This window comes from Pseudomonas silensiensis (genome assembly GCF_050434865.1).
GTDB classification, from domain to species: domain Bacteria; phylum Pseudomonadota; class Gammaproteobacteria; order Pseudomonadales; family Pseudomonadaceae; genus Aquipseudomonas; species Aquipseudomonas fluorescens_W.
Genome location: NZ_JBNDJH010000031.1, coordinates 58555 through 82436, shown reverse-complemented (window position 1 = coordinate 82436; position 23882 = coordinate 58555). Strand labels below are relative to the sequence as shown.

Sequence of the window (23882 nt, the reverse complement as noted above, 5' to 3'; positions counted from 1 at the left end):
TGTGGGGTTTCCCCATGTGAGAGTAGGTCATCGTCAAGATTAAATTCCGAAACCCCTATCTGCGTATGCAGGTAGGGGTTTTGTTTTGCCCGCAGGAAAGTGGATTGCTGACCAAGACCTGCGACCAACAATGGCACTAGCAGACGTCCATCACTCAGTTCATCAGCACTGTTGGCTGCCAAACCAAACCAAACGGAATGACATGCACCCAGTATCTACAGGCCTTCCTTCAAGAAAAATGCATGAATGGGAATCTCAATCTTGAGCAAAACGCACGAGTTATAAAGGAACCGACCGTCGTTTTGGCCTTCAAGGACAACCGTTAGAGGAAATCGCACTAAAGTGACCGTCCGGTTTTTGGTATGGTGCAGCTCGTTTTTTAACGGACTGATTTCAAGCCTACGGATCGGCACCCCCCTTTATAGTTAAAGAGCTGCTGCAGAAATGCCCCAACCGATACCGATCAAGGACCACGAAAAAGAGACGCGCCTGGTCAACAAAAGACTGATGGCTTGCGCCCTGTTCGTTGTTGCCATTACCTGTGCACTGGTAGTGCGCATGTATGTCCTGCAGGTGGTCGAATTTGACTATCACTCGACGATCTCAGAAAACAATCGCGTCCATGTCCTGCCGATCACCCCCACGCGTGGATTGATCTACGACCGCAACGGTGTCGTTCTGGCGGACAACCGGCCCAGCTTCAACCTGACCATCACCCGCGAACGCGCCTCTGATGTCAAAGAGGAACTGGATGAAGTAATTACCCTCCTGCACTTGCCGACAGAAGACCGAGCACTGTTTGACAAGGCAATGAAGCAGGCTCGACATCCCTTCGTGCCGGTCACCTTGTTCTACGAGCTCAGCGAAGAACAAATTGCGGTGCTGGCGGTCAACGAGTTCCGCCTGCCGGGGATCGACGTAGAGCCACAATTCGTTCGCCACTACCCGATGGGTGCGCACTTTGCGCACTCCATTGGCTACGTCGGTCGTATCAACGAGAAAGAGTCCAAAGTCCTGGACACGGTTGAATACCGTGGCACTCAATCCATCGGCAAGACGGGCATCGAAAAATTCTACGAGTCGCAGTTGCACGGTCAGGTGGGTTACGAAGAAGTCGAAACCAACGCTCAGGGCCGGGTCCTGCGAGTGCTTAAACACACCGATCCGATCCCGGGCAAAAACATCGTACTGAGCCTCGACGTCAAACTTCAGGAAGCCGCCGAGGAAGCCTTGGGTGATCGTCGCGGTTCGGTGGTTGCTCTCGATCCGTCGACCGGCGAAGTACTGGCGATGGTCAGCAAGCCGAGCTTCGACCCGAACCTGTTCGTCACTGGAATCAGCTTCAAGGAATACGCAGCGCTCCACGACTCGATCGACCGGCCGCTGTTCAACCGCGTACTGCGCGGCCTCTATGCACCGGGTTCGACCATCAAGCCGGAAGTTGCCATTGCCGGCCTCGATGCAGGCGTCGTTACCCCGCAGACCCGCGTCTTCGACCCTGGTTACTACCAACTCCCGGACTTCGATCACAAATACCGTAACTGGAACCACAGCGGCGATGGCTGGGTGGACATGGACGCAGCGATCATGCGCTCCAACGACACCTACTTCTATGACCTGGCCCACAAGCTGGGTATCGACCGCCTGCATGACTACATGGCCATGTTCGGTCTCGGCGAGAAAGTCTCGCTGGACATGTTCGAAGAGTCTGCCGGTTTGATGCCATCGCAAGCCTGGAAGCGCGCCACGCGCCGTCAGGCCTGGTTCCCGGGTGAGACCGTGATCCTCGGCATCGGCCAGGGCTACATGCAGGTCACGCCGCTGCAACTCGCCCAGGCCACGGCGCTGATCGCCAACAAAGGTGTGTGGAATCGCCCGCACCTGGCCAGGACCGTGGACGGTGTTGCGCCAGTGGATGAGCATCCGATGCCAAACATTCTGTTGAAAGACCCGCGTGACTGGGAGCAGGTTAACCATGGCATGCAAATGGTGATGCACGACGCTCGCGGGATTGCCCGAGCGGCAGCGCAGGGCGCTCAGTACCGTATCGCCGGCAAGAGTGGTACCGCGCAAGTGGTGGCGATCAAGCAGGGCGAACGTTACAACCGGGCGAAAACCCTTGAGCGTAACCGCGACAACGCCTTGTTCGTCGGTTTTGCCCCGGCCGAACATCCGAAAATTGTCATCTCGGTGATGATCGAAAACGGCGAGGCCGGCGGTCGAGTCGCAGGACCTGTGGTGCGACAGATCATGGACGCCTGGCTACTCGACCAGGACGGTCACTTGAAGCCGCAATACGCTACACCGAGCAAAGCACCGGGCGATCCTCACGTCTAAGCGATCAAGGCTTCACAGCACAGGCTCACGAATACTGAGCATGTGCTGGAAGCTTTCGAGGAACACGGTTTCGGCCTGACTCATCTTCTGTTCGCGATTCCACAGCAGCTGGATATCGAAATCCACCACCCCATCTTCCGGCGGCAAACGCCAGAGCAAACCTTGCTCGACATCCCTTCGCACCAGGTGCGTCGGCAGGCAGCCAATGCCGAAGCCTGAACAGATCAAGCGATAAATCTCTTCGAAACTCGTCGATGAAGCGACGATCTTGCCGGTAAAGCCTTGCTGGTCGCGGAACAATGTCAGGGGTGAAAGATTGCCCCCGAGCTGGTCACTGGTGAAGCTGACAAAGTTCTCCGCCGCGAGCTGTTCCAGGGTCAGATTCTCTTGCCCGAACAGTCGATGACGCTGCCCACAAAAGTACGCATAAGTCTCACGAAACAGTACTCGCTGCTCCAGCCGCGGCTGCGGTAAACGGCACAGGCCGACGCCAATGGTCGCGGTCTTTTGCAGCAGAGAACTGATGATGTTCGAGCTGCCCATCACCTCGACTTCAAATTCGATTTTCGGATGTGTTTCGTGGAAATCGGCGAGGAAGTCGTCGTAATGTCGTGCTTGTACGCCGCTGACGGTCAGGATGCGGATCTTGCCGACCACGTCGTCGTTACGACTTTCCACCACCGTGCCCAGTCGTGAAATATCGCCGTAAATGTCCGCCGCAATACGCAGGACTTCCTCCCCGGTCTCCGTCAGATCAAACCGTCGCCCACTGCGGGCAATCAACACACATTCCAATTGCTCCTCCAGCCGTTTCAGTGCCTGGCTGACGGCTGACTGCGTGATGTGCAGTCGCGCGGCGGCCCGGCTCATGCTGCCTTCCTGGCCGATCACCAAATAGGTACGCAGGAGGTTCCAGTCGAGGCGGTCATTCAGAAAGCGGCGACCGACCCAAGGGTTAGAAGTGGAGGGCATACAATTCCTGGTAGTAGCAAGGCTAATAGTAAAGATAAGAATTTGAAAATTGACTAATCCTGGCACGGAAGCGATAAAGCTAACAAGCGCCACAGAGCGCAACCCGTAAACAGCCTTCAGTACCTGCCCAAAACTATAAATACACAGGGTCCTTGCATGCACACTACCCCTCAACCGCGTCGAGCGGCGGCGGCAGCCTTCATTGGCACGACCATCGAGTTCTACGACTTCTACATCTATGCCACGGCGGCGGCGCTGGTGCTCGGGCAAGTGTTCTTTCCCAGCCACGACCCGGTGATGAGCACCCTGGCAGCGTTCGGCAGTTTCGCCGTCGGCTTCATCGCTCGCCCAATGGCCGGCATGGTTTTCGGTCATCTGGGTGATCGCCTCGGTCGCAAGAAAATGCTGCTGGTGACCATGGCCCTGATGGGTTTGGCGACTGCCGGTATCGGTCTGTTGCCCAGCTACGCCAGTGTCGGCATCTGGGCGCCGGTCGGTCTGATTGTGCTGCGTTTGATCCAGGGTATTTCGGTCGGTGGCGAGTGGGGCGGGGCAGTGCTGATGGCCAGCGAGCACGCACCGGCCAAGCGCAAGACGTTCTATGCATCGTTTGCCCAACTCGGCAGTCCGGCCGGTTTGCTGCTGGCGTTGATCGCCTTTCGTCTGGTGACTTCCCTTGAGCCAGAGGACTTCCTCGCCTGGGGCTGGCGTCTGCCGTTTCTCGCCAGCGGCGTGTTGATGATGGTTGGCCTGATGATCCGTTCTGGTGTCCATGAGTCGCCGGAGTTCGCCAAGGCCCGAGACAACAACGAGACTTCCAAATATCCGGTGAAGGATGTCATCCGCACCTGCTGGCGGCAGATCCTGTTTGCTGCCGCCGCCGTGACCATAGGTTCGGCCGGGTTCTTCTTTACCAATACCTTCATGATCACCTACGTCACCCAGTATCAGGGCATCGCGCGCTCGACAATTCTCGATTGCCTGTTCCTGGTGACCGTCATTCAGCTGCTCTCGCAACCGCTCTCCGCATTGCTGGCCGAGCGCATCGGCGAAGGCCGCTTTCTCAAACTGGTCGCGCTGCTGTGCATGGTCACGCCGTACCCGATGTTCATGCTGGTGAGCACACAGAACATTGTGCTGATGACCGTCGGCATTGCTCTGGCGGTGGTGATTCTCTCGGCGCTGTACGCGGTGATCGCCGGTTACATGACCCAGGCGTTCCCGGTGCACCTGCGCTACTCGGGCATTTCTATCGCTTACCAACTCAGCTGCGCGCTGGCCGGCGGCACCACGCCGCTGATCGGCACGCTGCTGGCGAGCAAGTTTTCCGGACAATGGTTGCCGTTGGCGGTGTTCTTCACCTTGCTCTCGGCCCTGTCCTTGATCGGTGTTTGCGGCCTGGCCCGCCTGCGCGCCAACCCGGTCGTCACCCACGCTGCTAAAGAGGTGTATTCGTGAGTAAACCTGAACACATCGGCCCGGTTGAATGGCAAGCCCGTTGCGAGTTGGCTGCGCTGTATCGCCTGGTCGCGCACTTTCGCATGACTGACCTGATCGACACCCACATCACCCTGCGTATTCCGGGGCCGGAGCATCACTTTCTGATCAACCGCTACGGGGTGATTTTCGACCGTATGCGCGCTTCGGACCTGGTGCGTATCGATCAGGACGGGCGAGTCGTCGATCCGGAATATGCAGGTCATCGGGTCAACGCCGCCGGCTTTGTCATTCACTCGGCGATCCACATGGCCCGCCCGGACCTCAACTGCGTGATTCACACCCACACGGCCGCCGGCATGGCGGTCGCCGCACAGAAGCACGGCTTGCTGCCGATCACTCAGCACGCGCTGAAGTTCTACGGCAAGTTGGCGTATCACACCTATGAAGGCATCGCGCTGTCGCTGGATGAGCGCGAGCGTTTGATTGCCGACCTGGGGCCGCACCGGGCGATGATCCTGCGCAATCATGGACTGTTGGTCGGTGGTTCCGGCGTGGCCCAGGCGTTCCAGGAAATACACTTTCTGGAGCGTGCCTGTCAGGCGCAAGTGGCGGCGCTGGCCGGTGGTTCGGCGTTGCATTACCCGTCCCCGGAAGTCTGTGCACACACTGCCGAGCAGTTTGACCGAGATGAGCAGGACAACATCATCGACCTGGCCTGGGAGGCCGCCCTGACCCTGATCGAATCCCAGCGCGAGTCCTACTTATCGTGAAAACCGTCACCAACACCGTGGTGTTGCTGTCCCGCGACACCTTGCTGCTCAAGCAATTGCAGGCCGCGTTTGCCCGCAGTGCGCCGCAGCTCACGACCGTGCTGGCGGATGATCCGTTGGCCAGGAATGCGCAGATTGCCGCGTGCTGGTTTCCCTTACCGGGCAGCCTCGCCGCATTGCCGAACCTGCAAGTCATTCACTCGGTGGCCGCTGGCATCGATCACCTCGATCACGACCCGTCGTGCCCGGATCTGCCGATCTGCCGAGTGGTCGATCCCGGCCACCGCCAAGGCATGACCGAGTACGTGCGCTGGGCGGCGATTCACTATCACCGCGGTTTCGATCAAGTGTTGTTGCAGCAACAGGACCAGCGCTGGGAGCGGCCGCTGCAACGGGCGGCGGGGCAATTCAAGGTCGGGGTGATGGGGCTTGGGTCGTTGGGCAGCGCGATTGCCCAGGATTTGGCCGCCGCCGGTTACGACGTTCGTGGTTGGGCGCGTCGCAGCAAGGACTTGCCGGGCGTACAGACGTTCGCCGGTGCGGAAAAACTGAACCCGTTTCTCGAAGGATTAGAGTTGCTGATCAACCTGTTGCCGCTGACCAGCGAAACCCGCGGCATCCTCGGCAGCGCAACGTTCGAGCGGCTCGCCAACGGCGCCGCGCTGGTCAATTGTGGGCGCGGCGGTCATCTGAATATCGACGACCTTGAACACGCCCTGGCCCGAGGAAAACTGCGCGGCGCGTTGCTGGATGTTTTCGAACAAGAACCGCTGCCGGTCGATCACCGTCTCTGGACAATGCCCGGCGTCACCATCACCCCGCACATGGCATCTGCGGCCTCTCACGACTGTATCGCCGAACAAATAGCAGAGAACTTTCGCCGTTTAAATACCGATGAACCGTTATTGAATTGTGCGGACCGAACACTCGGATATTAATAATAAAGCGCCTTGCAAACTCGCCCAATTAGTTGGGCGATCTATAACAACAATCCCTCACTTCGAACGTTTTACTGCCAGTTAAAACAATTAAATACGAGTTCTCGATGAACTCCTGGAGACAGTAATGAGCGATCTATCGCCTGTAGAAAAGTCCGGCGCACCTCCGGAAGTTGCAATCAGTATGAAAAAAGTTGCCGTGGCCAGTGTGATTGGCACCACGGTGGAATGGTACGACCTGTTTGTTTTCGCCACCGCTTCGGCGCTGGTGTTCAACAAAGTGTTCTTTCCGGATTTTGATCCGTTGATCGGTACCTTACTGGCGTTCGGGACGTTTGCTTCGGCGTATCTGGCCCGGATTGTCGGCGCGGCACTGTTCGGTCATTTCGGTGACCGCCTGGGACGCAAGTCGATGTTGTTGGTTTCGCTGTTGACCATGGGGGCCGCTACTTTCGCCATCGGGTTATTACCTAACTACGCGGCCATTGGTATCTGGGCGCCGATCCTGTTGTTGCTGTTGAGGGTCATTCAAGGCCTGGCGTTGGGCGGCGAGTGGGGCGGTGCGGTGCTGATGGCGGTGGAACACGCTCCCGCCAACAAACGCGGCTTGTACGGCTCGTGGGTACAGATCGGCGTTCCGGCCGGGACCATGATTGCCAACCTGGCCTTCCTGTTGATTGCCGCGTGGCTGTCCCCTGAAGACCTGTTGGCCTGGGGCTGGCGTATTCCGTTCCTGGGCAGCGTGCTGCTGATCGCCGTGGGCTTGTACATCCGCTTGAACATCTCTGAAACCCCGGCCTTCAACAAGGTCAAGGAAGCCGAGGTGCAGGTAAAAATGCCGCTGGCGGAAGTGTTTCGCAAGTACTGGAAACAAGTCGTGCTGGGCGGGATCGCCACCATGTCGACCGGGGCGTCGTTCAACATCATCGTTGCCTTCGGCCTGACGTACGGCACGCAGAATCTGGGGTTCAGCCGCAGCGTGATGCTCGGCGTGGTGTTGCTGTCCTGCGCCTGGTGCATCGTCATGTTGCCGGTGTTCGGCGCGCTGTCGGACCGTTACGGACGCAAGCCGATCATCGTCGCCGGCATCGTGGCCGAAGCGTTGGTGGCGTTCCCGTTGTTCTGGTTGATGGACACCAAAGAGTTGCCCTGTGTGATCTTCGGTTACCTGCTGTTGATGACGGCCTTCGCGGCCAATTACGGGCCGATCGCGACCTTCCTCGCCGAACTGTTCGGCACCCGTGTGCGCTATTCCGGGTTGTCGATCAGCTACATGTTGTCCGGTCTGCTCGGTAGCGCCGCGACGCCCATCGTCACCACCGCCTTGCTGGCAGCGACCGGCAAAGGCTCTTCGGTGGCCTGGTACATGATCGGCGCGGCGTTGATTTCGTTGGTGGCGCTGTTGTTGCTGACGGAGACCTTCAAGCGAGACATCAGTGAAATCCCAGCGGCAGTGCCGGCCAACGAGCCAACCCTCCGCAAACCGATCAAATCGGCCGCCGCCTGATTAATGGAGTTCAACAACATGCGCAGAATTCAGTCAGCCCCGGGCTTCATCGGCCCGGTCGGCCCTTACTCCCAGGCGGTGGTCAGCGGCCACCTGGTGTTCACCGCCGGGCAGATTCCGGCCCAGAGCGGGCTTGATGACCAGCCCGCCCATTTCACCGAACAAGTGCGACAAACCTTGCGCAATCTGGAGGCGATCCTGATTGAAGCCGGGTCCGACTTCAGCCACGTGATCAAGGTTAATGCGTACCTCACCGATCCCGCGCAGCTGGAGCCGTTCAACGCGGTGTATCGCGAGTTCCTCGGCCATGCGCCGCCGGCACGCACCACGGTGTGCGTGGCGTTGTGGGGCGTGTCGCTGGAAATCGATTGTGTCGCCGAGTTGATTGCCAAGGAGGCGCAACATGGATGAATCGCAGCTGATCGAGCAGCTCAACGCGGTGAGCTTTCCGACCCTCGGGCACTTTCTCGAAGAGGGTTTTGCTGACTCGCAACTGCGGGCCATGGTGCCCAATGTGAAACTGGTCGGCCGGGCGCTGACCCTGAAACTGGTGGGCGCCGATGCCATCGCGGTCAATCAGGCCCTGGCGCTCATCCAGCCCGGCGATGTGTTGGTGATCGATACCGACGGTGACTGGCAACACGCCCCGGTGGGCGCCGTCACCAGTTGTGCGGCGCGTTGCGCGGGGGCGGTGGGAATCGTGGTGGACGGCGCGGTGACCGACTTGCTCGAGCTGCGCGAGTCCGGCCTACCGGTCTTCGCTCGCGGTACCAGCCTGCTGACTACCAAGTTGCATGGCCGTGGCGACAGTCAGATCAATCAGCCGATCCACTGTGCCGGCGTCACGGTGCGTCCCGGGGATTTCGTGCTGGCGGACGACAACGGCGTGCTGTTTCTCGATCCGGTCACTGCGCAAAACGTCATCGAGCGTGCGCTGGCATCGGACCGGGCAGAACCGCAATTGCTGACCCGGTTAATGGCGGGCGAGCCGGTGTCCAGTGTCTTGAGTATCAAACTCTCTTAATAGTCGGCAGCCAGCCTGAAAGCTGGCTGCTCAGGAACTTCAAAATCAATGAACAAACAACCGTTGGCACTTATTGCGATCGGCAGTGCGCTATTCAGTTCGTTCAGCATGGCGGACTTTATCAAAGACAGTAAAGCGACCCTCGGGATGCGTAACTATTACTTCAATAACGATAATCGCGATGGCGCCGCGAACCCTTCCAGAACCGAAGAGTGGGCGCAGGGTTTCATGCTCAACTATCAGTCCGGATTCACCGAAGGCACTGTCGGCTTTGGTGTCGATGCCTTAGGCCTGCTGGGTATTCGCCTGGACAGCGGTGACGGTCGCCATGTTGGCAGTTCGATGATCCCCAACGATGGCAACGGCGCAGCCGAGCAATGGTCGCGTTTCGGTGCGACGGCGAAGATGCGCTTTGCCCAGACTGAAATGCGTTACGGCACCCTGACGCCGAAGTTACCGATTCTGCAGGCCAACGACGGCCGGCTGCTGCCGCAGACATTCGAGGGTGGGCAGATCGTCTCCAATGACTTCGAGCATCTGACCCTGACCGGTGGTCATCTCGAACACGCCACGGGTCGCGGTTCCAGCGACAGCACCGGACTGGCCGTGGCCGGCGGCACCCGGGAAAGCAACGCGTTCAATTTTGCCGGTGCCGATTACAAAGTCACCGATGCGCTTCTGGCGCAGTACTACTACGCCAATCTCGAAGACTATTACCAACAGCATTTCGCCGGTCTGGTTCACACCCTGACACTGGGGGATTTCGGCGCGCTGAAAACCGATTTGCGCTACTTCAAGACTTCCGCCGACGGTGCCAATGACTCGGCCAGCGGTCGGGCCAGCGGCTACCGCACCAGTGGCTTTACGCAGAACGGCGACGGCAAGATCGACAACAACACCTGGAGCCTGGCGTTCACCTGGAGCATCGGTGCTCACGCGCTGATGGCCGGTTATCAGCAGGTGTCCAGTGACAGCGGATTCGTGCAGCTCAACCAGGGTGGTTTGCCGGACAAAGGCGCTGGCGGCGCAAGCGTCTACCTGCTGACCGACCGTTACATCCAGAACTTCACCCGCGCCGGTGAACGTACCGGTTTCGCCCAGTACAGTTACGATTTCGCCGCCCTTGGCGTGCCGGGGCTCAAGGCTTCGGCGATGTACCTCTCAGGCAGCGGAATCAAGACGGTGGCCGGACCTGAGCAAGAGGAATGGGAGCGAGACCTGAGCCTCGACTATGTGATCCAGAGCGGGCCGTTGAAAAACGTCGCACTGGGTTGGCGCAACGGCATGTCACGCAGTGAAGCGTCGCGCGATGCGGACCAGAACCGCTTGGTGGTCAGCTACAGTCTGCCGTTGTTCTGATCGGGCCACTCAGTCCAGCAAGCACTGTTGCAGGCTCTCGAGAAAGATCGTCTCGGCCCGGCTCATGCGCTGCTCGCGGTTCCACAGTAAATGAATGTCCACATCGGCAATCCCTTCGTGGGGCGGCAGGCGCCAGAGCAATCCGGCGTCGACGTCCGCCGCCACCACGTGCTCGGGCAAACAGCCAATCCCGTACCCGGCGATCACCAGTCGCCGGACTTCTTCCAGGCTCGGTGATGAGGCGACGATCCGTCCGCTGAACCCTTGCTGATCACGAAAAATTGTCAGCGGCGAGAGCATGCCGCCGATCTGGTCGCTGGTGAAACTGACGAAGTTCTCCCGCTGCAAATCCCCTTCGGCAACGTTCTGTTGGCCGAACAGTGCATGGTGTTTGCCGCAGAAAAACGCATAGCGCTGACGCAGGAACAGCCGTTGTTCCAGGCGCGGTTGCGGGCGGCGATTGAGGCTCAGGCCGAGGGTCGCGGTTTTTTCCTGGAGGGCGCTGACGATGTCAGAGCTGCGCATTACGTCGACCTCCAGATCCACTCGCGGGTGCTGGCGATGAAAGTCTGCGAGGAAGTCATCGAAGCGCTCCGAAAAGATTCGGCTGATGATCAGCAAGCGAACCTTGCCGATCACTTCGTCCGCCGGTTGCTCCAGCACGCTGCTGACCTGGGACATCTGCCCGTAGATTTCCCCGGCCAGTTCGAAGATCTGCTCGCCGACTTCAGTCAGGGCAAACCGTGGCCCGCGGCGGGCGATCAGTTGTCGGCCCAGTTGCTCCTCCAGACGCTTGAGCGCCTGGCTCACCGCCGGTTGCGTCAGGTGCAGGCGGGCGGCGGCGCGGCTGATGCTCAGCTCCTGACCGATCACCCGAAAGGTGCGCAGCAGGTTCCAGTCCAGACGGTCATTGAGCAGGCGTTGTACATCGCGTTCGGCCATGGCGGCTCTCGATTATAAGCTGTCGTAATAGTCCGCATAATAAATAGAAAATTGACTAATCATAGCCCCGAGACGATAAATCATCTCCAGACAGGCGCCGTCAGAGCGCCTTGATTTTGCTGTTTCACTCCTGCCAAAAAAATAACCAAAGGAGACCGACCCATGAAGCTCCAAGCTTCTGCTCAGCCGCGCCGTGCGGCAGCCGCAGCCTTTATCGGCACCATGATCGAGTGGTACGACTTTTACATTTATGCCACCGCCGCCGCGCTGGTATTCGGCGCGCTGTTCTTCCCCTCCGACGACAAACTGTTCAGCACCATGGCCGCCTTCGGCACCTTTGCCGTGGGCTTTTTTGCGCGACCGTTGGGCGGGATTATCTTCGGCCACATCGGCGACCGCATTGGTCGCAAGAAGTCGCTGATCATCACCTTGCTGATGATGGGCGTGGTCACGGTCTGCATCGGCTTGCTGCCGACCTACGCACAAATCGGCGCAGCGACGCCGGTGCTGCTGATTCTGCTGCGCATCGTCCAGGGCATCGCCGTCGGTGGCGAGTGGGGTGGGGCGGTGTTGATGGCGGGTGAACATGCGCCGAAAGGTCGACGTAACTTCTTCGCCTCCTTTGCGCAACTGGGCAGCCCGGCCGGTTTGATCCTGTCGTTGCTGGCCTTCAGCGCCGTCACCCGTTTGCCGGAAGAGGACCTGATGAGTTGGGGCTGGCGTCTGCCGTTCCTCGCCAGTTCGTTGTTGCTGCTGGTGGGCCTGGCGATTCGCCTGGGCGTGAATGAGTCGCCGGAATTCCTCGCCAGCCGTGAACTGGCGCGCAAAAGCACACGCAAGGAGCAGGCACCGGTCATGGAAGTGCTGCGCACCGCGTGGCGCCCGTTGCTGCTGTGCATCGGCGCCAACACCCTCGGGATCGCCGGGGTGTATTTCACCAACACCTTCATGATCGCCTACACCACCCAGCAACTCGAACTGCCGCGCTCGCTGATCCTTGAGTGCCTGTTTGTGGTGGCGATCATTCAGTTCTGCATTCAACCGCTGGCGGCGTGGGTCGCCGAGAAAATGGGCGCAACACGATTCCTGTGCCTGGTGTCGTTGTTGGCCATCGCCTCGCCGTACCCGATGTTCGTGCTGGTCAGTTCGGCCCAGGCGCCGCTGATCATCCTTGGCATCGCCCTGGCGGTGGTGTGCATGGCGTCGTTCTACGCGGTGATCGCCGGTTACGTCAGCGGCATGTTCGAGACCCGTGTGCGCTACACCGCAATTTCGTTGGCCTATCAGATTTGCGGCGCCGTGGCTGGTGGCCTGACGCCGCTGATCGGCACGCTGTTGGCGCATAAGTTCGCCGGCCAATGGTGGCCGATGGCGGTGTTCTACAGCCTGATTGCCGCGACTTCGCTGATCTGTGTCCTGTCCCTTGCCCGTCGCCATGCCAGCGCTGAACGCCTCGAAATGGCCAACGCTTGATTAACGTATTTCCAGGAGTAACTCATGTTGAAGATTAATGGTGAACGCCTCTGGGCGAGTCTGATGGACATGGCCGAAATCGGCGCCACCGCACGTGGCGGCAGCTGCCGCCTGGCCCTGAGCGATGAAGACAAGGCCGGTCGCGAACTGTTTTCCCACTGGTGCCGCGAAGCCGGCATGACCCTGAGCGTGGATGCCATCGGCAACCTGTTCGCCCGCCGCGCCGGCACCGACCCCGATGCCGCGCCCGTGATGATGGGCAGCCACCTCGACACCCAACCTGAAGGCGGGCGTTTCGATGGCGTCTACGGCGTACTCGCCGGCCTGGAAGTGGTGCGTTGCCTGAATGACCTCGGCATTCAGACCCGCAAACCGCTGGAAGTGGCGGTGTGGACCAACGAAGAAGGCGCACGCTTCACCCCGGCGATGTTCGGCTCGGCGGTGTTCACCGGGATCATGCCACTGGACGCAGCGCTGGCGGTGCGTGACATCGACGGCATCAGCGTTGCCGAGGCGTTGCAACGCACTGGTTACGCCGGCGCGCGCCCGTTTGGCGGCGCGGTGGATGCGTACTTTGAAGCGCACATCGAACAAGGTCCGATCCTCGAAGACAACGCCAAAAGCATCGGCGTGGTCAGCGGCGGCCAGGCGATTCGCTGGCTCGACGTGCGGGTCGAAGGCATGGCCGCCCACGCCGGTACCACGCCGATGCCGCTGCGCAAAGACGCCTTGTATGGCGTGGCGCGGATGATCCAGGTCATCGAAAGTCTGGCCACCGATTTTGCCCCAGAAGGCCTGACCACCGTCGGTGAGTTGAGCATCAACAAATCCTCGCGCAACACCATTCCTGGCTTGGTGAATTTCACTGTCGACCTGCGTCATCACCGCGACGAAGCCATCGAGGCCATGGAGCAGCAAGTCCGCGAGCGGCTTCAGGCGATTGCCGATAGCCGAGGCTTGAACCTGACGATTACGCCTCACTGGATCAGCCCGGCAACACCGTTCGATGCCGATTGCGTGGCGGCGGTGCAGCAGGCGGTGGACGCGCTGGGCTACGCTCAGCAACCGATTGTCAGCGGCGCCGGGCATGATGCGATTCACCTCGCGCGGTACTGCCCGACGGCGATGGTGTTCATTCCTTGTGTGGGCGGTTTGAGCCATAACGAGGCCGAGGATGTGCTGCCCGAAGATGTGCGTCAGGGCACTGATGTGTTGCTCAACGCCGTGCTGGCCCGCGCCGGCGTCGCTAATTAAAGAACGGTGCTGTGAACACAAACCCTGTGGCGAGGGAGCTTGCTCCCGCTTGAGTGCGCAGCACTCACAAAACCAGCGAGGGCTGCCAGAGTTTTGGGGCCGCTACGCAGCCCAGCGCGAGCAAGCTCGCTCGCCACAGAGTGCTCTTCCGGGCACAAGATCTACGTTATCTGACAGGTATTTAATCCATGCGCAGTTTTTTCCACCCCGAACAATTGCTTCACCACCCCCGCAGCTACTACTCCCGTGGGCAGATGCGCACACCACAGGAAGTGCCGGAGCGGGCCCAGCGGTTGGTCCAGGCGTCGCACTCGCTGGGCTTTACGGTTGAGCAACCGGTCGATGCCGGGCTCGATCCACTGCTGGCAGTCCACGGCGCGCCTTACCTGGCGTTTTTGCAGGAAGCCCATCAGCGCTGGAAGGAGATTCCCGAGGATTGGGGCGACGAGGTGATGTCGAACATCTTCGTGCGCGAGCCCAATGCCCTGCGCGGGATTCTCGCCCAAGCTGCGCGCTATCTGGCGGACGGCAGTTGCCCGGTGGGCGAGCAGACCTGGCGTTCGGCCTATTGGTCGGCGCAAAGCGCGATCGCTGGCGCCCAAGCCTTGCTCGATGGCGAGCCGGCGGCCTACGCCTTGTGCCGTCCACCAGGGCATCATGCCCGGGCCGAGGCGGCGGGAGGTTTCTGTTATGTGAACAATGCAGCGGTGGCTGCGCAGGTTCTGCGTGGCGGTTTTGCGCGAGTCGCAGTGCTCGACACCGACATGCACCACGGTCAGGGGATTCAGGAGATTTTCTACGACCGCGATGACGTGCTCTACGTCTCCGTGCATGGCGATCCGACCAACTTCTATCCGGGGGTTGCCGGGTTCGTTGATGAGCGCGGTGTCGGGAAGGGCGAGGGCTTCAACCTCAACTTGCCGATGGCGCATGGCGCCAGCGAGGCGGACTTCCTGGGTCAACTGGACGTGGCATTGGCGGCGGTGAAAGACTTCGGTGCCGAGGTGCTGGTGCTGTCCCTGGGGTTCGATATTTTCGAGCTGGATCCGCAGAGCAAAGTGGCGGTGACCCGTGAAGGGTTTGCGCTATTGGGCGAGCGGATTCGCAGCCTTGGGTTGCCGTGTCTGATAGTGCAGGAGGGCGGGTATCACCTGGAGAGTCTGGAGGATAATGCGCGGGCGTTTTTTGTGAATGCCGAGGTGTGGCAGCTCTGAGTTTATGGTTGTCCGGGAAATAGCTATCGCGAGCAGGCTCACTCCCACAATGGACCGAAGTGAACAGCAGATTTTTGTTCAACACAGGCCACTGTAGGAGTGAGCCTGCTCGCGATGAACGATAACGCGGTCCCCCGGATGAAACACAAGCGCCGTAAGGCACTTGCCATTGCCCTGACGTTAACGTAAAGATTGCGGCAGGGCGCTGAACTTGAAAAAGCGCAGGGCGGACCGATCCGGAGCGCTTGATGACGCTAATAAAAACAACTCCACCCAGACTGCACCGCGAAGCCCGGCTGGCCCGGGAAAAACTCCACCTCGAGGGCGAAGTCCCGGATGGCGTGTTGCGGGCGGAAATCGATGCGTCGTGGCGGCGTAGCCTCAGCCATGGCGTGCATTTCAATGCCAAGCACGAGCTGGCGCTGGAATCGAGCGCGAGCCTCGATGTGCTGTTGGCGAGCAATCGGCTGCTGATCGACGCGGCATTGCCGGCCATCGATTACCTGGCCGAACGCCAGGGCAAGGAAGGGCTGATCATCCTCGCCAATTCCGACGCCACCATCCTCGCCGTCGAAGGTCGTGCCGACCGTCTCAAGGGCAGCGGCCTGCAAGACATCACCCTTGGCGCCTGCTGGAGCGAAGCCGCTCGCGGCACCAACGCGCTGGGCACCGCACTGGTGGAAGCCCGGCCAACCATGATTGATTGCGGTGAACATTACCTCGATCGCCTGACCGATTTCTCCTGCACCTCGGTGCCGATCCATTGCCCCCAAGGCGACATCCTCGGCGTACTCGACCTGACCCGCGAAGGCCCGCTGGGCCGCGTGCATGACAGCACCGCGTTGCTGGCCATGGCTGTCAGCCAGATCGAAAGTCGCGTCTTTAACTCAAGCTATCCGGATGAGATCGTCCTCGCCTTCCACAGCCGTCGGCAATACCTCGAATCCCCTTGGCAGGGCCTGTTGGCGGTGAGCCTCGGCGGGCAGATTCTCGCGGTCAGCGCCCAGGCCTGTCAGTTGCTCCACGCCGAGCGCTCGGCGCTGGTCGGCCGACGCTGTGAAGAGTTTCTGGGCGTCGATGGCCTGCAACTGCTGTCGCGTCTGCATCAGGGCGGTGTCGGCAGTTTGCAAACGGCCAAAGGCGAGTTCTTCTACAAAACCCTGCGTGCGCCGCAGCGTTCAATCAACGTCAGCACGCCGCCGCGCAGCACAGCGAAAACCGCCAAGCCACAACCGGATCTCGAATCCCTGGCCGGCAGCAATGTCCGTTATGCCCGAGCCTTGCGCATGGCGCGTCAAGGCCTGGCCAATGAGCTGCCCGTGTTACTGCTGGGTGAAACCGGCACCGGTAAGGAAGTCATCGCCCGCGCCCTGCACATGGCCGGCACCCGCTGTGATAAACCCTTCGTTGCGGTGAACTGCGCGGCGATCCCCGAAGGCCTGATCGAGTCGGAATTGTTCGGCTACCGCGAAGGCGCATTCACCGGCTCGCGTCGTGGCGGCATGATCGGTCGTCTGCAACAGGCCCATGGCGGCACCCTGTTTCTCGATGAAATCGGCGACATGCCGCTGGCCTTGCAGGCCCGTCTGTTGCGGGTGTTGCAGGACCGCAAAGTGGCACCGTTAGGCGCCGGCGAAGAGCAAGACATCGACGTCGCCTTGATCTGCGCCACACACCGCGACCTCAAGCGACTGGTCGAAGAAAAACACTTCCGCGAGGATTTGTTTTATCGGGTCAACGGCATCAGCGTAATGCTCCCGGCCCTGCGCGAACGTGAGGATTTCAGCGGTTTGGTCACTCGCCTGCTGGCCAAGCTGGATGCGCCGACGATGGTCCTGCATGACGATTTGAACCGCTTGCTCGGCGGCTATCACTGGCCGGGTAACATCCGCCAGTTGGAAATGGTCCTGCGCACCGCGCTGGCCATGCGCGAGCCGGGGGACACCGTTCTCACCCTCGACCACTTGCCCGACAGCATGCTCGACGAGTTGAGCGCTACCGAACGCCCTCAGGCCGGCAGCATTCGCGAAAACGAACTGGAACTGATTCGCCAGTCCCTGGACACTCACCAGGGCAACGTCTCGGCCGCCGCCGACGCCTTGGGCATCAGCCGTGCGACCTTGTATCGCAAGCTCAAACAGTTGCGCTCGTGATGCAGCGCTTGATCGTCCGGCTGATCGACAGCCAGAACCCCGAAGCACTGCAAGCGGCATTGCGCTGGCTCTACAGCTTCGTGCGGCCGCATCGTCTGGCGATTGCCGGGCTGCTCGGGTTATCGGTTTGCGCCTCGTTGCTGGTGTTGGTCCAGCCTTGGCTGACCAAACTGCTGATCGACGATGGTTTGCTCGCACGCAACTTTCCGATGCTGGTGCTGATCGCCGGGCTGATGATCGTCGCCGGGTTGTTGGGCACTGCGCTGTCGGGGATCAACCGTTACCTGCACACGCGACTGTCCGGGCGGATTCTGTTCGCCCTGCGCGACGACCTCTATCGACATTTGCAAACCCTCTCGCCGAGTTTCTACGGCCAGCGCCGCATTGGTGACCTGATGTCACGCCTCGATGGCGACGTCGCAGAGATCCAGCGCTTTGCCGTGGACTCCTTGTTCTCGGCGGTGTCGAGCGTGATCGGTCTGGTCTGCGCCGTGGCGATGCTACTGACCCTGTCGTGGAAACTCTCGTTGCTGGCGCTGGTGCTGATTCCCCTCGACGTGCTCTGGCTGCGCTGGATGCGGCGCAAGGTCGAGCGCGATGTGCGGCAATTGCGCGAGCGCTCGGCGGACATGTCCTCGTTCATGGTCGAGACCTTGCCGGTGATGAAGTTCATCCAGTCTGCCGGCCAGCAACAGCGTGAATCGCGGCGCCTGGAGACGCTGGGCCAAGGCTACATGAGCCAGTTGCTGCGCCTGCAAGTCACCGAGTTTTTCACTCAGGCGGTGCCGGGCACACTGACGTCTCTGTCCCGCGCCTGCGCGTTCCTGATCGGCGGATATTGGGTGGTGCAGGGGACCTGGCAACTGGGCGCGCTGATCGCGTTTTCCACCTACCTGGGCATGGCCGTCGGACCGGTGCAGAGCCTGCTGGGCCTCTATGTCGCGATTCAGCGAATGACCGTCAGCCTCGGTCGCGTGATGGAGTTGCGCGGCGAAGAACCGACCGTTCTCACGCCAGTCACGCCCCAACCGATGCCGGCTTCCGGCGAGCTGCGTTTCGAGGACGTGCATTTCAGCCATCCCGGTCGCCCGACAACCCTGCGCGGCATCGAAGCGCGAATTCCCTACGGTTTGAAAGTCGCCCTGAGCGGCGGCTCCGGGGTCGGTAAATCGACCCTGATCGACCTGCTGCAACGGCACCACGATCCGCAGTCGGGCCGGGTGTTGCTGGGGGAGGTCGATCTGCGCGAACTGGACCTGTTCCAATTGCGTCGGCGGATTGCCGTGGTCAGTCAGGACATCGTGCTGTTTCGCGGCAGCCTTGCCGACAACCTGGGCTATGCGGTGCCGGACGCCAGCCGTGAAGCGATTGCCGAGGTGGCGCGGCTGGCGCAACTCGACAGCCTGATCGAGTCGTTGCCCGAAGGCCTCGACAGCCCGTTGGGTGAGCGCGGTCAGCAGCTGTCCGGCGGGCAGAAACAGCGCATCGCCATCGCCCGGGCGCTGTTGCAGGATCCATTGATTCTGGTGCTGGACGAAGCGACTTCGGCGGTGGATGAAGCCACCGAGCGCGAAGTCATCGAAGCCATCGATCGACTGTTTGCCGGGCGTACGCGGATCCTCATCAGCCACCGTCCTTCAACCTTGGCGGATGCCGATTTGCGCTTTGAATTGCTCGACGGCGTACTCACTTCAAAAACGGTGCTGCATGAAGCCTGAGCTGCGGATTGGCGTGGTGGACAGCGGTCACTCGGCGGCGCAGCGGGTGCAGGTGATCGCCGGGCGGCGCTTCTCGTTGCTGGAGGATGGCCTGGCCGAAAGCGACTTGCGCGACGATCCGCTGGGCCACGGCAGTGCGGTGGTCGAGGCTATTGGTCGACGGGCGCCGTCGGCGGTATTTTGCATCGCTCAGGTGTTCGACCAGCGAGGGGTCACCAGCGCGTTGCAGATCGCCACGGCGATTGATTGGCTGGTGGCGCAGGACGTTCGACTGATCAATTTGAGCCTCGGTCTGCGTCAGGACCGCAGCCTGTTGCGTGAAGCCTGTGCGGCGGCGGTGGCGCGAGGTGTTTTGCTGTGTGCGTCCAGTCCGGCGCAGGGCGAGGGCGTGTTTCCGGCGAATTATCCACAGGTGCTGCGAGTCACCGGCGACGCACGTTGCGCCGAACAGGAATGGTCGTGGCTCAACAGTGCTCAGGCGGATTTCGCCGCGTGTGTGCATGGCACCTATCCGGGGCAGTCCGGTGCCAGTCTTGGGTGTGCGGCGTTGAGCGGGCACATTGCGGGTTTCCTGGTTGCACATCCCGAGGCGAGCAACGAACAGGTCATCGAGTGGCTGCGGGAGAATGCCCGCTATCGCGGCCCTGAACGGCGCTTCGGACCATGATTTTGATTCTTGGCGCAGGGCCTGCCGGAGCAGCGGTTGCCTTGGGTTTGCGTCGGCTCGGTTATCCCGTAACGCTGGTCAGCGAATGGCGGCGGTTTGCGGCGCTGGAAGGCGTTTCCATACGGGTGCTGGAGGCGTTGCGTGGCGCGGGGCTGCATCAGGCGCTGGCGGATGCAGCGCTGCCGTCCCAACGACAGGTGTCATGGAACGGTCAGCAGCATGCGCAAAACATCGAATTTTTACTGGATCGCCCGAGCTTTGATCGTGGCTTGCGCGAGGACCTGCGCCTGGCTGGCGTTGAACTGATCGAAGGCCGAGTGCTGACCGTTCAGACATTGGCTTCGGGGCATCGGATCGAGGTCGAAGGGCGCGAGGCGCTGCTGGCGGATTTTCTGGTTGAGGCGCGTGGGCGTCAGGCACCAGCGCTGGGCAAAGGCCTGCGCGGGCCGGAGACGGTCAGTTTGCTCAATCGCTGGCAAGGTACGCCGGGCAGTACCGCCAGTGCGGTGGAAAGTCTTGAGGACGGCTGGGCCTGGATGGCCCGGCGAGCCGACGGTCAGTGTTACTGGCAGTGGACGGTGGACGTGGCCAGTGCTGAATTGCCGGGCAAGGCGCAGTTGCTCGATTACTGTCGTCAACGGCGCCAAGGCTCGGCGTTGGCGCGGGCGTTTTTCGGTGCCGGGCCTGAGATCGATCTACAGCTGCATGCTCGCAGCAGCACGGCGATTCTTTGCCCGCAGGTGTGTGGTGATAACTGGATACGGGTCGGCGATGCGGCGATGGCGGTGGATCCGCTGTCGGGCAACGGGATTTTCCAGTCCTTGTCCTCGGCGTTACAGGCGCCGACGGTGATCAATACGTTGTTGCGTAAACCCGAGCGAGCGGCGCTGGCTCAGCGCTTCCATCAGCAACGGGTGGAGCAGTTGTTTTTGCGTTTTGCGCGGATCGGGCGGGATTTTTATGCCGATGAGCAGCGTTGGTTGCAGCAGCCATTCTGGCAGGCGCGGCGGCAGTGGCCGGATGCTGAGGTGGCGCATGCCGAGGCGGATTTTTCCGCGCTGAGGATTGAATGTGCGCCGGTGTTGAAAGAGGGTTTTGTGGATGAGGCCGAGGTGGTGATCACGGCGGATCAGCCGCTGGGGATCTGGCATGTGCAAGGGGTTGAGTTGGCGCCGTTGGTGCGGCGGTTGCGGACCGAGCCGGCCGAGCAGGCGTTGGCGGGGTTGACGGTGGAGCAGGGACGGGTGGTTCGCAGTTGGTTGTTGAGTCAGGGATATCGACCCCTCACCCTAACCCTCCCGAAACGTCGGACCGCCCCAGAGGGTAGAGGGGACTGACCGAGGTGTTCTTGGAACCGCATCGACCTGAAATATCGAGTCGAACTCTGGTTCTGAAAACCATGAAGATCGGCTCCCTTTCCCCCTCTCCCCATTGGGGAGAGGGCTGGGGTGAGGGGTGGATTTTAAATCCAACACCAATCCATCCCCCCAAAACCTACAACTTAATCAACACCGACTTCAACTCGGTGTAATGCTCAATCGCCGCATACCCCATCTCGCGCCCAACTCCCGACATCTTGTACCCACCAAACGGCAATGCCGGGTCCAGCGCGCTGTGGCAATTGACCCACACCGAACCCGACTTGATCCGCGGAATCATCCGGTGCACCGCCGCCAGATCGTTCGACCAGATACTTGCCCCAAGCCCATACGGACTGTCATTGGCCATGCGCAACGCATCGGCTTCATCATCGAACGGAATCGCCACCAGCACCGGCCCGAAGATCTCCTCCTGCACCAGCGAGTGCTTCTGATCGACATCGACAATCACCGTCGGTTTGACGAAGAACCCCGGCCCGAACTGCTCGCCACCGCAAGCGATGGTCGCACCACTTTCCCGGCCTTTTTCGATGTACCCGTAAACCCGCTCCTGCTGACGCGCCGAGATCAGCGGCCCCATCTCGACGCTTGGGTCCAGTCCATTACCCAGTTTCATGGCATTGGCGATGTCGGCGATGTCCGCCACTACATTGTCGAAATGCTTGCGCTGCACATACAGCCGCGAGCCTGCGCAGCACACTTGGCCCTGATTGAAAAAAATCGCGCTGGCGGCACCGGCAGCGGCGCTCTTCAGGTCGGCGTCGGCCATGACGATGGTCGGCGATTTGCCGCCCAGTTCCAGGGTCACCCGGGTCATGGAATCCATGGCGATCTTGCCGATCTGCTTGCCCACGGCGGTGGAGCCGGTGAAGGTCAGCTTGTCCACCAGCGGGTTGTGCGTCAGGGCGGAACCGGCGGTGATGCCCGTGCCGGTGACTACGTTGAACACGCCCTCGGGGTAACCGGCTTCCAGCACCAGTTCGGCGAGTTTCAGCGCGGTCAGCGGGGTTTCGTCGGCAGGTTTGAGTACCACGGTGCAACCGGTGGCCAGGGCCGGGCCGAGTTTCCAGCAGGCCAGCAGCAGCGGGAAGTTCCAGGCGACGATGGCGCCGACCACGCCCACCGCTTCGCGGCGGATGAAACTGTGGAACTGATCGTTGGGCATTAACGGCAACGACACTTCAACGCTGGAACCTTCGATCTTGGTCGCCCAACCGGCCATGTAGCGCAGGAAGTCGATGGACAGTTGCACGTCCATCACCTGGGCCACCGCCGCACTTTTGCCGTTGTTCAGGCATTCCAGTTGCGCCAGCAGTTCGGCGTCGCGCTCCATCAGGTCGGCGAGTTTCCACAGCAGGTTCTGCCGCTCCCGAGGTCGGGTGCGGGTCCAGGCTGAATCATCGAAGGCCTGACGGGCGGCGAGCACGGCGCGGTCGACATCCTCAGGCGTGGCCCGTGGCACGACGCACAGCACTTCGCCGGTGGCCGGGTTGTGCAGGGGCATGGTCTGGCCGTCGGCGGCCTCGACCCAATCGCCGCCGATGAGCATGCGCGGAGCGCGCTGGATGAACGCCGAGGTGGCGGGAAGCAGATGAGGGAGGGGCATTTGGCGAAACCTCTTGTTGTTTGTGAGAACAGAGGTTTCGCAATGGCTGTGCCAAGTAGCCTGAAAGGCAAGGCAGCCCTTGGTCGGCGGGGTTTTGGGGTACTCAAGGGAATCGCGAACGCTGTGAGATTTGTTGCAAATTGCGACAACCATGAGACGACGAGCAACCGGGTGGCGACCTTGAGGCCCCCACTAATGAGGATTAGAATTTTCAGGCTCGGTGGGTGAAATGACGGACCGTTCATCCGGCAATACATCTGCTGTGAGGGAGGTAACGATGTTCCTTTCAACCCTGGAAATTCAAAACATCATTGAACACAGTTTTCTGCCGTCCGTTTGCACATGCAACATGGAGGCAGACCAGTCTCTGACGATTCGGGTCTGTGATTGCATGACCGGCAAAGTGGATCTGGTGGCCACCCATGTTCCGCTGTGGACCCTGGACAGCCCCCACGCGATCGCGTCACTGGTAGCGGACATGCGCCACGAGATCGACGTGCATAAAGGCATTCACCCCACCTTTAATCCCTGAACCGGCGTCACGCCGCACCGTTGGAAGGCGGTGCGGCCTGCGCCGATTATTCAGGCTGCAAACTTCTGGGAAATTTCTTCGAACGTGTTGCCATCCACGGCAACCAATAGCTTTCTGTCGTCCTTGAGCGTCGCCAGAAAGGTCACTTCGGTTTCCTTGCCGGCCAGCATGAACCCGGCGATTGCGCCGATGGGGCCCAACAGCATGGCCCCGGCCACGCCAAAGCCGATGGCATCCTTGATGTTGTTGATCGAATCCTCGTTGGCCACTTCCACGCGCTTGAATGATGAGAGCGGAAGGGTAATGCCGGGCCATGGGTGAAGCGACGTTCTGAGGGTGAAAACGCCGTCTCTGTACTCTCCATCACCCTGCAGAAAGTCCCCCGCCAGGACAGTGATGCTTGCCATTTTTTTATCCCCTGGTGGCAATCGGTGAACACCCATTTCGCGCTTGCAGGGGGGCGTCGTCAATCGTCGGCCGATGAGCTGTTCCGGTCAGGCCATCTATGCTTGTCTCAGACTGCAACAACTGTCGCGATATTAGACGCAGGCGATCTCGTTCAGCGATGGCGAAAAGCGCTCGTCTTTACGCAACATA

Annotated in this window: 20 protein-coding genes; 16 read left to right on the top strand and 4 right to left on the bottom strand. The window is 60.7% G+C overall.

Going from position 1 to position 23882, the window contains the following annotated elements; all coding sequences use genetic code 11:
• Positions 1–444 precede the first annotated feature (444 nt).
• Positions 445–2337, top strand: coding sequence for a penicillin-binding protein 2 (gene mrdA / locus QF010_RS30575; protein ID WP_033061199.1), 1893 nt, complete (start codon positions 445–447; stop codon positions 2335–2337).
• A gap of 12 nt (positions 2338–2349) precedes the next feature.
• Here mrdA and QF010_RS30570 read toward each other — a convergent pair whose 3' ends face one another.
• Entirely contained in the window at positions 2350–3309 is a 960-nt protein-coding gene (locus QF010_RS30570; RefSeq protein ID WP_046055134.1) for a LysR family transcriptional regulator, read from the bottom strand.
• 156 nt (positions 3310–3465) lie between these two features.
• Between QF010_RS30570 and QF010_RS30565 the strand changes: the two genes are divergently transcribed.
• From QF010_RS30565 to QF010_RS30535, 7 genes are all read left to right on the top strand, one after another.
• Positions 3466–4767, top strand: coding sequence for an MFS transporter (locus tag QF010_RS30565; RefSeq protein WP_033061197.1), 1302 nt, complete (start codon positions 3466–3468; stop codon positions 4765–4767).
• Entirely contained in the window at positions 4764–5519 is a 756-nt protein-coding gene (locus tag QF010_RS30560; protein ID WP_033061196.1) for a class II aldolase/adducin family protein, read from the top strand. Before QF010_RS30565 ends, QF010_RS30560 begins: the two co-directional genes overlap by 4 nt.
• On the top strand, positions 5516–6457 hold the full coding sequence (locus tag QF010_RS30555; protein ID WP_429510727.1) for a 2-hydroxyacid dehydrogenase: 942 nt from the start codon (positions 5516–5518) through the stop codon (positions 6455–6457). Before QF010_RS30560 ends, QF010_RS30555 begins: the two co-directional genes overlap by 4 nt.
• 127 nt (positions 6458–6584) lie before the next feature.
• Positions 6585–7964, top strand: coding sequence for an MFS transporter (locus QF010_RS30550; protein WP_429510726.1), 1380 nt, complete (start codon positions 6585–6587; stop codon positions 7962–7964).
• An 18-nt stretch (positions 7965–7982) separates the two neighbouring features.
• Positions 7983–8375 carry a RidA family protein gene (locus QF010_RS30545; RefSeq protein ID WP_033061193.1) on the top strand — a complete coding sequence of 131 codons (393 nt, stop codon included), beginning with the start codon at positions 7983–7985 and terminating at the stop codon, positions 8373–8375.
• A complete protein-coding gene (locus QF010_RS30540) occupies positions 8368–8988 on the top strand; it encodes an RraA family protein (RefSeq protein WP_429510725.1) in 621 nt (206 codons plus the stop codon). The genes QF010_RS30545 and QF010_RS30540 overlap by 8 nt, the downstream gene beginning before the upstream one ends.
• A 48-nt stretch (positions 8989–9036) precedes the next feature.
• Entirely contained in the window at positions 9037–10347 is a 1311-nt protein-coding gene (locus QF010_RS30535) for an OprD family porin (RefSeq protein ID WP_429534565.1), read from the top strand.
• A 9-nt stretch (positions 10348–10356) separates the two neighbouring features.
• Here the strand turns inward: QF010_RS30535 and QF010_RS30530 are convergent, their stop codons facing one another.
• Positions 10357–11289: a LysR family transcriptional regulator gene (locus QF010_RS30530; protein WP_033061190.1), complete on the bottom strand. Its 933-nt coding sequence runs from the start codon at positions 11287–11289 to the stop codon at positions 10357–10359.
• A 162-nt stretch (positions 11290–11451) separates the two neighbouring features.
• Between QF010_RS30530 and QF010_RS30525 the strand changes: the two genes are divergently transcribed.
• The 7 genes from QF010_RS30525 (at position 11452) to qhpG (ending at position 21105) form a co-directional block, all read left to right on the top strand.
• Complete coding sequence (locus QF010_RS30525; protein ID WP_429534564.1) at positions 11452–12762, top strand: MFS transporter; 1311 nt, start codon at positions 11452–11454, stop codon at positions 12760–12762.
• Positions 12763–12786: 24 nt separating this feature from the next.
• Positions 12787–14016, top strand: coding sequence for a Zn-dependent hydrolase (locus QF010_RS30520; protein ID WP_429534563.1), 1230 nt, complete (start codon positions 12787–12789; stop codon positions 14014–14016).
• Positions 14017–14204: 188 nt separating this feature from the next.
• Entirely contained in the window at positions 14205–15230 is a 1026-nt protein-coding gene (locus tag QF010_RS30515; protein ID WP_429534562.1) for a histone deacetylase family protein, read from the top strand.
• A 248-nt stretch (positions 15231–15478) separates the two neighbouring features.
• Positions 15479–17383, top strand: a complete 1905-nt coding sequence (locus QF010_RS30510; RefSeq protein WP_429534561.1) for a sigma-54-dependent Fis family transcriptional regulator — start codon at positions 15479–15481, stop codon at positions 17381–17383.
• Complete coding sequence (locus QF010_RS30505) at positions 17383–19101, top strand: ABC transporter ATP-binding protein (RefSeq protein WP_429534560.1); 1719 nt, start codon at positions 17383–17385, stop codon at positions 19099–19101. The genes QF010_RS30510 and QF010_RS30505 overlap by 1 nt, the downstream gene beginning before the upstream one ends.
• Positions 19091–19768 carry a subtilisin-like serine protease QhpE gene (qhpE, locus tag QF010_RS30500; protein ID WP_033061184.1) on the top strand — a complete coding sequence of 226 codons (678 nt, stop codon included), beginning with the start codon at positions 19091–19093 and terminating at the stop codon, positions 19766–19768. The genes QF010_RS30505 and qhpE overlap by 11 nt, the downstream gene beginning before the upstream one ends.
• Entirely contained in the window at positions 19765–21105 is a 1341-nt protein-coding gene (qhpG, locus tag QF010_RS30495) for a flavin-dependent monooxygenase QhpG (protein WP_429534559.1), read from the top strand. The genes qhpE and qhpG overlap by 4 nt, the downstream gene beginning before the upstream one ends.
• A 157-nt stretch (positions 21106–21262) precedes the next feature.
• On the opposite strand, the gene QF010_RS30490 is transcribed toward qhpG, so the two are convergent.
• Entirely contained in the window at positions 21263–22753 is a 1491-nt protein-coding gene (locus QF010_RS30490; protein ID WP_429510716.1) for an aldehyde dehydrogenase family protein, read from the bottom strand.
• A gap of 277 nt (positions 22754–23030) precedes the next feature.
• Here QF010_RS30490 and QF010_RS30485 point away from each other — a divergent pair, with 277 nt between their 5' ends.
• Entirely contained in the window at positions 23031–23285 is a 255-nt protein-coding gene (locus QF010_RS30485; protein ID WP_033061181.1) for a DUF1652 domain-containing protein, read from the top strand.
• A gap of 50 nt (positions 23286–23335) precedes the next feature.
• On the opposite strand, the gene QF010_RS30480 is transcribed toward QF010_RS30485, so the two are convergent.
• Entirely contained in the window at positions 23336–23692 is a 357-nt protein-coding gene (locus QF010_RS30480; protein WP_033061180.1) for a hypothetical protein, read from the bottom strand.
• Positions 23693–23882: the final 190 nt, after the last annotated feature.